The organism is Phycisphaeraceae bacterium (assembly GCA_020851465.1).
Taxonomy (GTDB): domain Bacteria; phylum Planctomycetota; class Phycisphaerae; order Phycisphaerales; family Phycisphaeraceae; genus JADZCR01.
On the sequence record JADZCR010000003.1, the window covers coordinates 273609 to 286436 of the forward strand.

At 61.2% G+C, this 12828-nt stretch carries 11 protein-coding genes; 4 read left to right on the top strand and 7 right to left on the bottom strand.

The features are described 5' to 3' along the window. Positions 1-42: 42 nt before the first annotated feature. Together IT444_04485 and IT444_04490 are read right to left on the bottom strand one after the other, a co-directional pair. Positions 43-606: a 3-isopropylmalate dehydratase gene (locus IT444_04485; GenBank protein MCC7192022.1), complete on the bottom strand. Its 564-nt coding sequence runs from the start codon at positions 604-606 to the stop codon at positions 43-45. Positions 607-715: 109 nt separating this feature from the next. Further along, entirely contained in the window at positions 716-2944 is a 2229-nt protein-coding gene (locus IT444_04490) for a hypothetical protein (protein ID MCC7192023.1), read from the bottom strand. A 183-nt stretch (positions 2945-3127) separates the two neighbouring features. Here IT444_04490 and IT444_04495 point away from each other — a divergent pair, with 183 nt between their 5' ends. Together IT444_04495 and serS are read left to right on the top strand one after the other, a co-directional pair. Next, positions 3128-4486 (top strand): tetratricopeptide repeat protein, encoded by a 1359-nt coding sequence (locus IT444_04495; GenBank protein MCC7192024.1) that lies wholly within the window; start codon positions 3128-3130, stop codon positions 4484-4486. 85 nt (positions 4487-4571) lie between these two features. Next, entirely contained in the window at positions 4572-5915 is a 1344-nt protein-coding gene (serS, locus tag IT444_04500) for a serine--tRNA ligase (GenBank protein ID MCC7192025.1), read from the top strand. A gap of 17 nt (positions 5916-5932) precedes the next feature. On the opposite strand, the gene IT444_04505 is transcribed toward serS, so the two are convergent. From IT444_04505 to IT444_04515, 3 genes are all read right to left on the bottom strand, one after another. Continuing rightward, positions 5933-6736, bottom strand: coding sequence for a hypothetical protein (locus tag IT444_04505; protein MCC7192026.1), 804 nt, complete (start codon positions 6734-6736; stop codon positions 5933-5935). Positions 6737-6857: 121 nt separating this feature from the next. After that, positions 6858-7556, bottom strand: coding sequence for a hypothetical protein (locus IT444_04510; protein ID MCC7192027.1), 699 nt, complete (start codon positions 7554-7556; stop codon positions 6858-6860). Between the two features lie 52 nt (positions 7557-7608). Continuing rightward, positions 7609-8139, bottom strand: a complete 531-nt coding sequence (locus IT444_04515; protein MCC7192028.1) for a hypothetical protein — start codon at positions 8137-8139, stop codon at positions 7609-7611. Between the two features lie 100 nt (positions 8140-8239). On the opposite strand from IT444_04515, the gene IT444_04520 reads away from it, so the two are divergent. Next, the gene (locus IT444_04520; protein ID MCC7192029.1) at positions 8240-9475 is read left to right on the top strand and encodes a flippase-like domain-containing protein; all 1236 of its coding nucleotides are present in this window, start codon (positions 8240-8242) and stop codon (positions 9473-9475) included. Positions 9476-9505: 30 nt separating this feature from the next. Further along, positions 9506-10810 (top strand): hypothetical protein, encoded by a 1305-nt coding sequence (locus tag IT444_04525; protein ID MCC7192030.1) that lies wholly within the window; start codon positions 9506-9508, stop codon positions 10808-10810. 37 nt (positions 10811-10847) lie between these two features. Here IT444_04525 and IT444_04530 read toward each other — a convergent pair whose 3' ends face one another. Together IT444_04530 and IT444_04535 are read right to left on the bottom strand one after the other, a co-directional pair. After that, positions 10848-11930: a tRNA-dihydrouridine synthase gene (locus IT444_04530; GenBank protein ID MCC7192031.1), complete on the bottom strand. Its 1083-nt coding sequence runs from the start codon at positions 11928-11930 to the stop codon at positions 10848-10850. A 63-nt stretch (positions 11931-11993) separates the two neighbouring features. Further along, on the bottom strand, positions 11994-12818 hold the full coding sequence (locus IT444_04535; protein ID MCC7192032.1) for an amidohydrolase family protein: 825 nt from the start codon (positions 12816-12818) through the stop codon (positions 11994-11996). Between the last annotated feature and the right edge of the window lie 10 nt (positions 12819-12828).

Sequence of the window (12828 nt, forward strand, 5' to 3'; positions counted from 1 at the left end):
TTCGCTGTGTATTGAAAGTCGGAACACCTCACGAAGATCGGGTCAGGCTTTGAGCATGCCTGCCGTCTTCGCGTACTCGAAAATTCCACCCGCTTCGATGATCGGTTTGACATCGCCCAGCGGTCGAAGCTGGTAGGTCTTTCCGCTGGCGCGATTGGTCAGCGTGCCTCGATCCAGATCGACGGTCACTTCGTCGCCGGTCTTAATTTCATTGACCAGCGGCGTGGTAGTCTCGCAGGGAAGCAGGTATCCGCCGTTGACGCAATTTCGGAAGAAGATGCGAGCGTAAAACTCCGCGACGACAACCGTGGCTCCAGCCTCGGCGATGGCCAGCGGCGCGTGTTCACGGGATGAGCCGCAGCCGAAGTTCCGCCCGCCGATGACGATCTTGTAAACGGACTTGAACTTGCCCTTTTCGACAAAAGGGGTGTTCCCCGCGGGCAGACCAGACTGCGCAGGCGGGACGCCCGCCATCGCATACATCCCGAAAAACTTCCGCTCCTGGGGATCGGAAGGATTAAACGAGAGATACTCAGCCGGGATGATCTGATCGGTATCGATGTCGTCGCCGAGAACAAACGCTTTGCCGGTAATGACGGTTTCCATATTTTTTCGCCGTAAAACGAGGCTGTAATCCGGTGCTGGGGATTGAGTGACCGGATCGATGAGTATAGCCGGAATTTTCGCTCCGGGCAGCCGTCCGCCGTTGAAGGGATTACGGTGCCGCTGGCTGCTCCGCCGGTTGCGTGGCCGGTTGACTGGTCGGAGCAGGCGGAGGTGTCGGTTGGGCGCGACGCTCGATCTCAGTGACCTTTTCGTTCATCGTCTCGGTCAGCGCTGCGCCCGCCAGGCTGCGAATCTGAGTCGCCAGGTTTAGGGCTGTTTCTTTTTGTCCGGTGGCCAGACTGCGCTGCGCCGCAGCCAGCAGCGACTGAAGAACGGTTTCTCTTGCCGGGCTGTCAGCAGGTGCGGATTGGACGACCTGAGCCGCCCGGGTGAAAGCCTCGTTCCATTCGCTTGACGCCAGCGCAGCCTGAAAAAATCCAAGCCGCAGCCGCAGGCTCTGTGCCGCACTAAGCGTCGTGACCTGTTCGAGTTTCTTGAGGTCCGCCAGGGCTGGCGACGTCTCCCCCTGCGCCAGCCGCAGCTCTCCGCTGGCCAGAATCAGATCCACCAGCGCGGGAGGGATGGCTGCCTGAGTCGCTGGAGCGGTGTCCGCAGGTTGCGTCGCCGCCGAGTTGAATCGGGCGATGGCTGCGCTGAGCACCTGTTCGCGGAGGGTCGGCGTTTCCTTTTGCTCCAGCAGCGCATCGTTGAGCGACAGTGCCGCTTCAGGCGCGATACGGCTGCTCATCGCCACCAAAGCCCGCTGCCAGGTCTGAACCGCCTGATCCTGATCGGGCTTGTTATGCACGAGTGCCATTGCGGTTTCCAGATCATCCCCGCGCCGCGTGGCTGCCTCGATGACAATCGGTCGGATGGCCGCATCGCCAGCGTGATCCGCCAACGAACGCAACGGACGATCCGACTGCGCCCACGCCGTCGCTGCGGCGACACGCACAGCCGTGTCAGGGTCATCCAGCCAGCGCACAATGCGCGGCCAGTCGTCTTCCTGTGCGACTTTTCCCAGCAGTTCGATAACACGAGGTTCAGGCGGCGCATCCGGATTCACAAACCTGCGCAGACGCTGAATCACCTCCGCGCGCTGCTGCGCGGAGAGGAGCTTGGCATCGATGGCTTTCGCCAGTGCCGCAGCCGCCTCGCCGCTCATGCCCGATTCCCCCAGCAGGTTGACCGCCACGTCCACCCCGCCGGCACGCGGTGAACGCGCCAGCACGAGCAGGTACGCCCGCACCACATCCGGGTCACGCTCGCTGCCCTGCGCGAGCCGCTCGGCCACCGCATCGGCACCGGCGGGATCAGCCAGCTCACGGAGAATGCGCGCCGTGCCCTGCCGGATCGCCGCCCCCGAATCATCCAGCCGGGCCAGCAATGCCTTACGCAGCTCAGGGGTGATCGGCTGGGTATCGGTGAGCCGTTGAACCGTCAGCTCAATCGCCAGTTGCCGGGTCGCTTCCAGCGGGTCAGCCAGCAAAGTCACCAGCAGGTCAGGTCGAGCGTCCACGGAAGTCGCGCGGTAAAGCTGTCGCTGCAATTCGACGACTCGCTCCTGCATCTTCCGCACACCTGCCGACTCGCGCTTCGTCCGGCGGCTGTATTGGGCGAGCAGGTCTTCATACCACTGCTCCTCACTCATCCGCTTTCGTTCTTCCCACCAGGATTGCCATTGCGCCAGATCGCTGCCGAAGTCGTCGATCCCCGTCAGTTGCGCCAGCGCGGTGAATGCGGCAGCGCGGATCTGCGGCGGCTTGCCGGGGTCGGTGAACTCGATCAATGCCTTGACCGTGGCCTGCGTGCGGTGATGGCCGAGGCTCAGCACGGAACCGCGACGACGACCCATCGGGGCGGTGGTATCGTCCACGGTCTCGATCAGTCGGCGCATCATCCGGCGGTCGTCGTACCGCCCCACCGCAGACGCCAAGTCGTGCAGCGTCGGATCATCGGCGCGATCCATGAGGGTGAACAGAGGCCAGGACAATTCCGCCGGCGGCTCATTCGGCATGGCTGCGATGCTCTGGGCGATGACGCGCTGGACGCCTGAGTCACCTTCGGGGCGAAGCTCGATCACCAGCAGTTCGACTGCTCCCGCGCGATCGAGAGTCAGCAGCTTGCCGACGGCTTCCTGACGTCTGGTGGGATCGAGTTTCGCGTCACGGATCGCGGTAAGGTAGGACTGAGCCTGTTCGCCGGTCGATTGCGGCGGCTGAGAAAGGGCCGTCTGGAGCCAGATAAGCAGGAAAAACGCAGCCAGCAGTACCGAGAGGACAGCACCGGGGATACGTCGAGAATCCTGCGGCGATAATGGGTTAGTCAACGCGGACAAACGACTCATCCTTGAGTACGGCGGGGAACCTTGGAAAACATCGGCGGTGCTACGCCAACGGCAGGATAAGATAATAACGGTGGGGTTACCGAAAACCACTATCGCCGTTCCTCCCGATTGGCCGATAATTTCCCGGTCCCGCGCTATTCGCGGGAGCCTTTCCGACCGAGTGAGCAGACCTCGATGAGCGATTGGCACCAAGCTGAACAACACGCCCAGCGAGCCCGACAATTTTATGAATCGGGACAGTGGCATAAAGCGCTGCAAGAGCTGCGCCTCGCCTTGAACTTCGACCCCAGCCAGAGTGACTGGCACTTCGGCATGGGTTTGACGCTCGATGCCCTCGGACAATTCGACGATGCCATCCGATGCTTCGAGGAAGTCCTCCGGCTTCGCGGCGAAGACGGCGAAGCGATGCTGCATCTGGCGGTCGATCAACTCCGCACCTCACGCTGTGAGCAGGCGATTGAAACGCTCACCCGACTCGAAAAGCTCGACCCTGAGTGCGAGGCTTCCTATTGCCACCGCGTTCTGGCGTATGCCCGCATCGGCGATCACGATCAGGCTGAAACCATGTTCTACATGGCGCGGCAGATCAGCGATGAATGCCCCGTCTGCTATGATCATCTGGCGCACAGCCTCTCCGCACGCGGTGACCTCGAACGCGCGACATGGTGCTGGCTCCAGACACTGCGACTCGACCCGCATTACCCCGACACCCACGCCCATCTGGCCCGCGCCTGCTGGCGGCGCGGACAACTCGCACGGGCGCATCAGTTCTTCCTCGAACAGCTCCGTGAAGATCCCGGCGACACGGATACCCTCATCGAATCCGCCAACCTGCTCGTCGAAATGGGACGACACGCCGAAGCGAGGGAAAAACTGCGCCGAGCGTTGGAGCTTAATCCCACTCTCGGTGCGGCCCACCTGCACCTGGGGGAATTGGCACTGTTCGCGGGCCATCACGAGGCCGCCACGGTGGAACTGGAGATGGCCGGCCGGCTCGAACCGGACCTGCCCGGCGTCCACCTCGCGCTGGCGAGGATCGCTCAGCAGCGCGGCGACCACACCACCGCTCAATCGCAACTGCGTGCCGAGCTTGATCTGAACGGCCACACGCCCGACCAGGTGATGGAACTGGCGCATCTCCTGATCGATCTCCGCATGCCTCAGCCCGCGGTGGAACTGCTCACCCCCATGATCCTGGCCGCACACGATCTGGAACTCGACGACAGCCGCATGGCGACCGCGCTGCTCCACCGAGGCGTTGCGCGGATGATGACCCGACAGATCGACGAAGGCATTGCCGACTGCCGGCGTTCGCTGCGCATTGTTCCGGGTAACGTGATCGCCATGCAGAATCTTGTGCTCGCTTACCTCGATGCTCGGCGCGTCAAACGGGCTCGTTGCTGGCTCCGCCGGGCGCGTCGGCTCCAGCCCAACGACGACTACCTCCGCCTGCTGAGTTACCGCGTCTTTGCTGAGCGGGTAATGGGCTGCTTCCGCCGCATCCATCGTCTGCTGCACAAGCGGATTGGTTAGCGGCCAGAGCGTAATCTCATCCCTCACGACCGATTCCGGCTGACGGCGTTACACTTCCGCGCCTCGCACTTTATGATGTGCCCCCATGATCGACCTTAAGGACCTGCGTGAAAATCCGGAACGCTATAAACTCGCCGCCCAGCGAAAGCGCATCAATGCCGACATCGACGCCCTGCTCGCGCTTGATGCGCAGCACCGCGAGTTGATTACCCGGCAGCAGCAGATCACCGCTGAAAAAAACTCCATCAGCAAGCAGATCGGCCAGCTTGCCGGCCGCCTCAAAAAAGCGACCGACGCGGAAAAAACGCAGCTTCAGGAACAGATGAAAGCTCTGCAGGCTCGCCCGGCTGAGCTTAAACAGCAGGAGCAGACGCTCGAACCGCAGATCGCGCAGCTCGAACCGCAGATCCATGATCTGGTGCTTCGCGTGCCTCAACCGGCCGACGACGATGTGCCGCTGGGTGCGGATGAGTCGGAAAACGTCGAAATCCGTCGCGTCGGCACGATCCGATCATTCAACTTTCAACCCAAGGATCATCTCACGCTCGGCGCGGAGCTGGGCATGATCGACATCGACCGGGGCGTCAAACTTTCGGGATCACGCAGCTATTTCCTCACCGGTGCCGGCGTGCTGCTCCACCAGGCAGTGCTGCGCTTCGCAATGGATCTCATGATTCAGCGCGGCTTTGTCCCGATGAGCGTGCCGGTCATGGTCCGCGAGCCGGCGATGGTGGGCACAGGCTATTTCCCGCTGGGTCGGGAACAGTCCTACACGCTGACCAACGAAGACCCGCCGCAATTCCTCGTCGGGACGGCTGAGGTCGCGCTGACCGCTTTTCACATGGATGAAGTGCTCGACGAGAAAAGCCTGCCTCGCAAGTACGTCGCGATGAGCCCGTGTTTCCGCCGCGAAGCCGGTACTTACGGCAAGGACACCGCGGGACTCTATCGCATCCATCAGTTTGAAAAGGTCGAACAGGTCATTGTCTGCCGCAACGATGTCGAAGAATCCAAACGCTGGCATGGCGTGATTCTCGACAACGCCGAGACGCTCCTGAAAGCTCTCGAACTGCCCTACCGCGTCGTGTACGTCTGCACCGCTGATCTGGGTCAGGGACAGGCCGCCAAGTACGACATCGAAACGTGGATGCCCTCACGTAATAACTGGGGCGAGACGCACTCGGCATCACGTTTTTATGAGTTCCAGGCGCGCCGGCTGAACCTACGCTACCGGGAAAGTTCCGGCGAATCCGGACGCGGCGGTGAAGGGAAAGTGAAAATCTGCCACACGCTCAACAACACCGTCGTGGCCAGCCCGCGAATCCTCATTCCGATCATGGAGCTTTACCAGACCGCTGAGGGCAACATCCGCGTACCCAACGCGCTGCGGCCTTACATGAACGGCTTGGAACTGATCGAAAAGAAATAACCCCGCTGACGTGAGGATTACTTCGCCTTTTCCCACGGCACGACCTGCACGCTCCAGCCGTGATCTTTCGGTTCGGCGGCATCGAAGACCTGATCCTCCACCGGCTCGTTGACCACGACTTTGTTCACCAGTATCACCGTCTCGTTTTCCGATTCATCAAGCGTGCGGGCCTGCGTCGGCAGCAGCGTCTCAAGGTCATACCAGAGGTCGATGCGGGTCAGGTCCGACTTGACCCCGGCGCGAGGCGTGAGCTTCAGATGTACCGTGTTTTTCGGGTCGGTTTCCTTCAACTCCGGCTCAATGACGACATCAAACTTTTTCAGAATCTGAGCCTTCTTCGTCGTGATCGGCAAAGCGAACGGTCCCTCGCCGAGATTCAACGGATCGGATTGATCCTTCGGCGCATCAGGTGCAACCACCTGCCGCTTGATGAAAGTCTTTTCCGCGTCGTTTCGTTCGATCAGCCACTTGGCGTCGTAAATGAACCATTGGTTTTGCTGCTCGACACGCCCATCGACCAGCAGGCGATCGAACTGTACGGCAAACTTCGCAGGCGGACCGACGACGTAAACGATCTTGCCGAAACGTCGTTGCTTGTCGCCGACGAGAACCTGATTGCGGTCGTAGCGCAAATCCGCCTTGAAGGTGCGGAGGTCTCTGGCTTTGGTTTCGATACGGGTAAGCAACTCATCGGCTGCGGGATCGACGCGAACCTCAGCGGCGGGTTGTGTCGCTGACGCGGTCTCGGCGGCGCAAACTGCGGATGCAGCATACACATGCACCGAAAACGCAAGGAAACATACTGCGGAAAGTAATCGCATGGATAGTCCCTGGAGGGTAAACGCGGGAAGCCCCGATATTATGCACGAGATTAGGTCGGATGCGGTGCGGCATCGCGACGGCAGCGGCTATCTCCTTAGTGCAGCGACTTGCTGCGACGCATCACTGTGATCCTGTGCCGCGATCCCGCAGTTCCCGCTCGATGCGTTCGATCTCATTTCGTTCGGCGTCCAGTTTCGCCTTGCGGTTTTCCAGCTCTTTGGCTAATCGCACCTCAGGCGGATCGTCATGGTAAAAGCTGTACGGAATCTTTTTCCCCGGCGGCACAATGTCGATGTTCAATGGAGGCGGTGCGGCTTGAATCTCGCGCAGCGCGTGCCAGGTGAACCCCGCGCAGGTGAGAAGGATCAACACCAGCATCGCGTTCCACCCGCGGGCACCCCAGGAAGCGGAGCCGACCCACAGGAGCACGCCGGCTGCGAGCATCACCGCGCTGGTCGCGGCCACGCTCGCCAGCGCACCGGCTGCGGCGCGACGACGGTCCGCCTGCATCCCCAGCCCCAGCACCGCCATCGCCAGTCCGCCCACCGTGCTCGACATCACCGTGAGCATGTAGCCCGCCTTTGCGGGATTCTCAAACATCCGCTGAAGTGACATCCCCAATGGCTGGCCCGCGTCAATCCGTTCAATGACATCGGTTCGTGAGAGGACCTTGTCCCACAGACCGGTCAACGTAAAGGCGCAGCAGTTGGTCAGAAAGAGCAGGATGCCCACGGTTTGCAAAACCACGCCGGTACCCTGCGCAAAGGCACGAGGCGGCGGTTTGCTCGTCTCAGGTTTTGATTCTCTTGGTTCGGACATAAATCACATAGACGATACGCACCGCGTATTTTCCTGGCCCTGGCAGTAAACGCTACGACACGTTGCTGCGGCTGAGCCTCAGAGCGGAAATCAGCCAGCGAATGGTAAAGCCCATGATCGCCAGCAGCGTGCCCAGCGGCAAAATAACCATCGTCAACGAAGCAGGATCGCCGGCAAGCAACGCCCCGATCACACCGTTGAGCATCAGCAGGCCGAAGATGATGACCTGAGTGATGACGAGGTATAAAGCGAGGTTGGTCGCACCCGATCTCCCCGCGCGCACGCCAAACCCCGCGATCAGATAGACGATGCCCGGCAGCACGCCTAGCGCGACCATCATCAGGGCCATCACGCTCAACAATTTCGGGTCGGGAGCGGCGATTTCCTGGCCGTTGTCGGCAAAGATTTTTTGCAGTTCCTCGTGGGGTACTCGTGAAAACACAAACGCGGACGTCCCCAGACAGCCAAAGACGACCAGACAGACCGCGCTTAAGACCCACACCATCACCGCGGCCCGTCGCGCGGGATGATCGGCACTGGTCGCGGGAGTCTCGTCCCATTCATTAGGGGTCGCTGGTTCCATGCGTGTGTGAGTGTAGCCGCTGACGCTTCCTCGCGGCGGCAGGATGAACGCCTGAATAAAAAATTACCATCTCGACCGAAACGATTACGATAGGCTGCACATGGCGTCGTCGGAATCCTCGCCCATCAAACGCTACCTGTCCCTTGCCCTGCGGATTCTCCTGACTGCGGCGGGGATCGCCTTCATCGTCTGGAATGTGGACTGGGTGGATCGCATCGAGGTGCGGCCCGGCGCGTCACGGTTTCCCAATATCTCTCAACCGATACTCATGAGAGTCGTCGGCGGAGCGGTCGATCCGCAACATCAGGCTGAACCACTCATTCTCGAAACCGACGGACTGACCCCGACTCAAATCACGCTCTCGCCCACGGAACTGTCAGACACCGACCATTACCTGCTGCGTCCGAGTTTCATCACGACCGTGCGTCATGCGGATCGCAGCCTGCTGTTTCTGGGGCTGCTGCTGGTCGCGCCGGTTTATCCCGCACAGGCGTACCGCTGGCTCATCCTCATGAAGGCACGCGGGCTTGAGGTGAGTTACGGACAGGCGTTGAAGCTCACGATGATCGGTGCCTTTTTCAATTACTGCATGCCCGGCTCGACAGGCGGTGATGTAGTCAAGGCGTTCTACGCAGCGCGACGCAAGGAGCGACGCACCGAGGCGGTCATGAGTGTCGTCTTCGACCGCATCGCGGGCATGGTCGGCCTGGTGCTGCTGGCGGGTGTGGTGAGTCTGTTCATCCTCCACGAGCCGCTGGCGAAACGCATCTCACAAAATCTGTGGATCGGGGCCGCGGTGCTGACGCTGACGGCCGCATTCTATTTTTCCCGGCGCATCCGCCGCGCCCTGGGTGTGGACCGGCTTATTTCAAAGCTGCCCGGCCAGAATCTGCTGACCAAACTCGACGCCGCCGCACTGGCGTATGCCGACCACAAAGGCGCGGTGCTGGCATCCATGGGCCTGAGTGTGCCGATCCATTTTGCGCTGGCGTCGGCGGCCGCGGTTGCAGGCTACGCCATGGGAATGGATCGCGCCGTGGCCGGCTTTGGCCTTTTGCTGACCGTGATCCCGATCATTTTCCTCGCCGGCTCTCTGCCCATCACTCCGCAGGGCGCTGGCGTCTGGGAAGCCATCGGCAAGCAGATGCTCGACCACCCGCCCCAGGTCACGATGAACCAGATCGTCGCGATGCTGCTGATGATCCGGCTTTATCACCTCGTTTACTCGCTGACCGGCAGCGTGTTTCTCCTGCGCGGTGATGTGCATCTGCACCCCGAACGCGACGAGGAATCCGCGGAACCCTCTCAGCCGCAGCGCGATCCCCTCACGCGGTAACACCACGCGGGTCCGTTACAATCCTTCCCCATGTCCGCAACCAAACAACTGCTGGCTCGCGTCACGAAAATAGTCAACGCGCAGCCCGTCACCGATCTGCACACGCACTGTTATCCGCCGAGTTTCGGCGCGTCGCCCGATCCCGGCGGTCTGCTCCTCTGGGGCATTGATGAGCTGGTCACCTACCACTATCTCGTCGCGGAGGTTTTCCGCGTGGTTCCCGCAGCCGGCCGCGACAGCCTGCCTTACGAAACTTTCTGGGCGATGAGCAAATCCGAGCAGGCGGACCACATCTGGAAACATCTGTTTGTCGAGCGGACTCCTCTGAGTGAAGCCTGCCGCGGCGTCCTGACGACGCTGGAACGACTGGGGCTGGACCCGCACGAAAAGACACTGCGGAAATACCGCAAGTGGTTTGGCGGGCAAAATCCCGATCGCTACATCGACAAGGTCATGGAAATCGCCAACGTCGATTCGATCACGATGACTAATCCGGTGTTTGACGATCACGAGCGTTCGCTCTGGAATCGCAAGCCGGGCGACATTCGAGCGGACAGGATCGGCGATGACCCGCGCTTCGCGGCGGTGCTGCGCATTGATCCTTTGTTACGCGCCTGGCCTGCCGCCGCCGGCCTGCTCACGCAATGGGGCTTCAAGGTTCAACCCGACTTTGGCGGGCAGACCGTCGCAGAGGTCAAGCGGTTTCTGGCTTCGTGGCTCGACCGGATGAAAGCGATCTACGTCGCGGTCAGTCTTGGTCCGGAATTCCGGTTTCCCCAGGGCGAAAACTCCGGGGCTGATCGGGTGATGCGTGATTGCCTGCTGCCGCTCCTGGCGGAGAGAAAGTTGCCGCTGGCGATGATGATCGGGTCACAGCTGCGCGTCAATCCTCATCTGCGCGATGCGGGCGACATGGTGGGTAAAGCCGACGTGATGAGCGTCGTGAATCTCTGCCGCGAATTCCCCGCAAATAAATTCCTCGTCACCATGCTCTCACGCGATAACCAGCACGAGCTTTGCGTGGCTGCGCGAAAGTTCGGCAACCTGATGATCTTCGGCTGCTGGTGGTTTCTCAACAACCCTTCGCTGATCGAGGAAATCACGCGGATGCGGATCGAGTTGCTCGGCAGCAGCTTCTGCCCGCAGCACTCCGATGCGCGGGTACTCGATCAACTCATCTACAAGTGGGATCACAGCCGGAAGATCATCGCCAACGTGCTGGCGGATCAATACGCGAAGCTGGAAGAGTCGGGTTATGAAGTTTCCGTTCAGCAGATGAAGAACGACGCACGACTGCTGCTGCGGGAGAACTTCCGGGATTTCGTCACCCGCTGAAAACCCCGCGTTACGCTGTTTATCAAACCGCGCTGGGTCAGACCGTCGCCAGCGGAGCCGGTTCGTCGTCGGCCTCGATCTGTTCGATCCCCCGGAGCATGAACTCCCGGAACTCATCAGCGGAAGTGATCGCCTGCACCTTGCCTCGGAGCATCGGCCACGGCTGGAGATGGGCGGAGTACCAACTGATCCGTGACTTGATCGTGTTGAGCGCGATCCGTTCAGGGTCAATCGGATTACCTCCCCGGCTATGCGGTGCGTGCGAGCCGATCGAGCTGCGCAAACGCAGCAGATTTTCAAAATGACGCAGCACGATTCGGGCACGTTCGGAACGGGGCAGCGGCGCAAGTGTCTGACCTGTGCGCAACAGATGAGCGGTATCACGGAAAATCCACGGCTGGCCCAGCGCGCCGCGGGCGATCATCACACCGTCACAGCCGGTGACGGCAATCATGTGCTTCGCATCGGCGGGCGTCTTGATGTCGCCGTTACCAATGACCGGCACAGCGGGATGTTTCGCCTTCACCGCTTCGACGACCCGCGCGATCCCATCGAGCCGGACACTGGGCTTGAACATCTGCTGCGTGGTCCGGCCATGAATCGTGATCGCCGCGATGCCGACATCGGCGAGGCGAGGCGCAAGCGTCGGCGCGACGATCTGGTCATCGCTCCAGCCGAGCCGCAGCTTGGCGGTGACGGGGATTTTTACCGCTTCGACCACTTGCCGTGCCAGCGCGATGGTGCTGTCGGGCGTGCAGAGGAGCATCGAGCCGCCGTTTTTTTTCGTGACCTTATCGACGGGACAGCCCATGTTGATGTCGATGGTCGTGGCGCCGTGAGTCTCAGCCCAGCGTGCCGCCTGAGCGAGGATGTCGGCCTGCGCACCGTAAAGCTGCATGCACAACGGCTGGTCCTCCGGACACGTCGCGGCCAGCCACATGGATTTGTGATTTTCCGAGAGCAACGCCTGCGGGCAGAGCAGATCGGTACACGCCAAACCGACTCCGCCCGACGGCCCGCTGATTGAGCGCACGATCAAGCGGAACGCCAGATCGCAGTAGCCGGCAATCGGAGCGAGCAGGACGTTAGTCGCAAGCGTGACGGAACCGATGCGAAGCATAAGCATTACCGTACCGCATCAGACGAATCGGCGGTGGTCCAGGAGTTCAGAGCAGCAGGGATTTTACGCGGTCGCCATCGCCTGCCCGACGTGCAGCGCGAGTTTCGGGAACAGATTGAACGCATTTTCCCGCAGGATCAGCCGCTTCTGCTGATCCGTCAGCTCCGCATGATCGATCCTGGCCCGCTGCATGGCTGTGACGTAGAGCGGCGTATCCGTGCCGAAGCAGACGCGCTCCGCGCCGACCTGGCTGACCGTCCACTCGATGTTGCGCGGGATGATGCTCATCGCGCTGGACGTATCCGCCCATACGTTGCCGTGCCTGCTTTTCTGAATCGCCCGACACTGGATCGTCAGATCGCCCACATGGCTGCATCCGATGTGCGCCAGCAGGAGTTTCATTTCCGGGTAGCGATTGGCAAAGACGACGTAATCATCGGGCAGGCTCAGCGCCTCGCCGCTGTGCACCATGACGGAAGCTCTCATCTGGGCAGCGAAGGCGAACAGCTTCTCGCCGTGCTCGGTGATGGGGTAGCGATGCTCCTCCGGGTGAAACTTCAGGCCGACGCACGTCCTGGACTGGAGCATTTGCCTCGCCTGCTCAAAAGTCTCCGGCTGGAGCGGATTGACAATCGCCAGTTGGAGCAGGCCGGGCGTCTGCGGGACGATGCGGGCCGCTTCCTCATTGCCCTTAACGGCGTCAGCCTTCCCGCGCGGAAAAAGCCCCAGCAATGGCGAAGCGATGGTGAACTGGATCCGTGAGGCGGTCGCCCGCTCGACAACCGTGGCTGCATCGGCGGACATGCAGTAGTTCGTATGCGGATTTTTATCGGTGCAGTCGCCGTAGTGGGCGTGACAGTCGATGGCGAGGATGTCGGTGGTGGCCATGTGACCGGAT

What these genes read in the sequence shown, in the direction of transcription:
- IT444_04495 (MCC7192024.1), top strand. Translation starts at nt 3,128, where the DNA reads ATGAGCGATTGGCACCAAGCTGAACAACACGCCCAGCGAGCCCGACAA.
- IT444_04510 (MCC7192027.1), bottom strand. Translation starts at nt 7,556, where the DNA reads ATGTCCGAACCAAGAGAATCAAAACCTGAGACGAGCAAACCGCCGCCT.
- IT444_04485 (MCC7192022.1), bottom strand. Translation starts at nt 606, where the DNA reads ATGGAAACCGTCATTACCGGCAAAGCGTTTGTTCTCGGCGACGACATC.
- IT444_04505 (MCC7192026.1), bottom strand. Translation starts at nt 6,736, where the DNA reads ATGCGATTACTTTCCGCAGTATGTTTCCTTGCGTTTTCGGTGCATGTG.
- serS (MCC7192025.1), top strand. Translation starts at nt 4,572, where the DNA reads ATGATCGACCTTAAGGACCTGCGTGAAAATCCGGAACGCTATAAACTC.
- IT444_04530 (MCC7192031.1), bottom strand. Translation starts at nt 11,930, where the DNA reads ATGCTTCGCATCGGTTCCGTCACGCTTGCGACTAACGTCCTGCTCGCT.
- IT444_04535 (MCC7192032.1), bottom strand. Translation starts at nt 12,818, where the DNA reads ATGGCCACCACCGACATCCTCGCCATCGACTGTCACGCCCACTACGGC.
- IT444_04525 (MCC7192030.1), top strand. Translation starts at nt 9,506, where the DNA reads ATGTCCGCAACCAAACAACTGCTGGCTCGCGTCACGAAAATAGTCAAC.
- IT444_04520 (MCC7192029.1), top strand. Translation starts at nt 8,240, where the DNA reads ATGGCGTCGTCGGAATCCTCGCCCATCAAACGCTACCTGTCCCTTGCC.
- IT444_04515 (MCC7192028.1), bottom strand. Translation starts at nt 8,139, where the DNA reads ATGGAACCAGCGACCCCTAATGAATGGGACGAGACTCCCGCGACCAGT.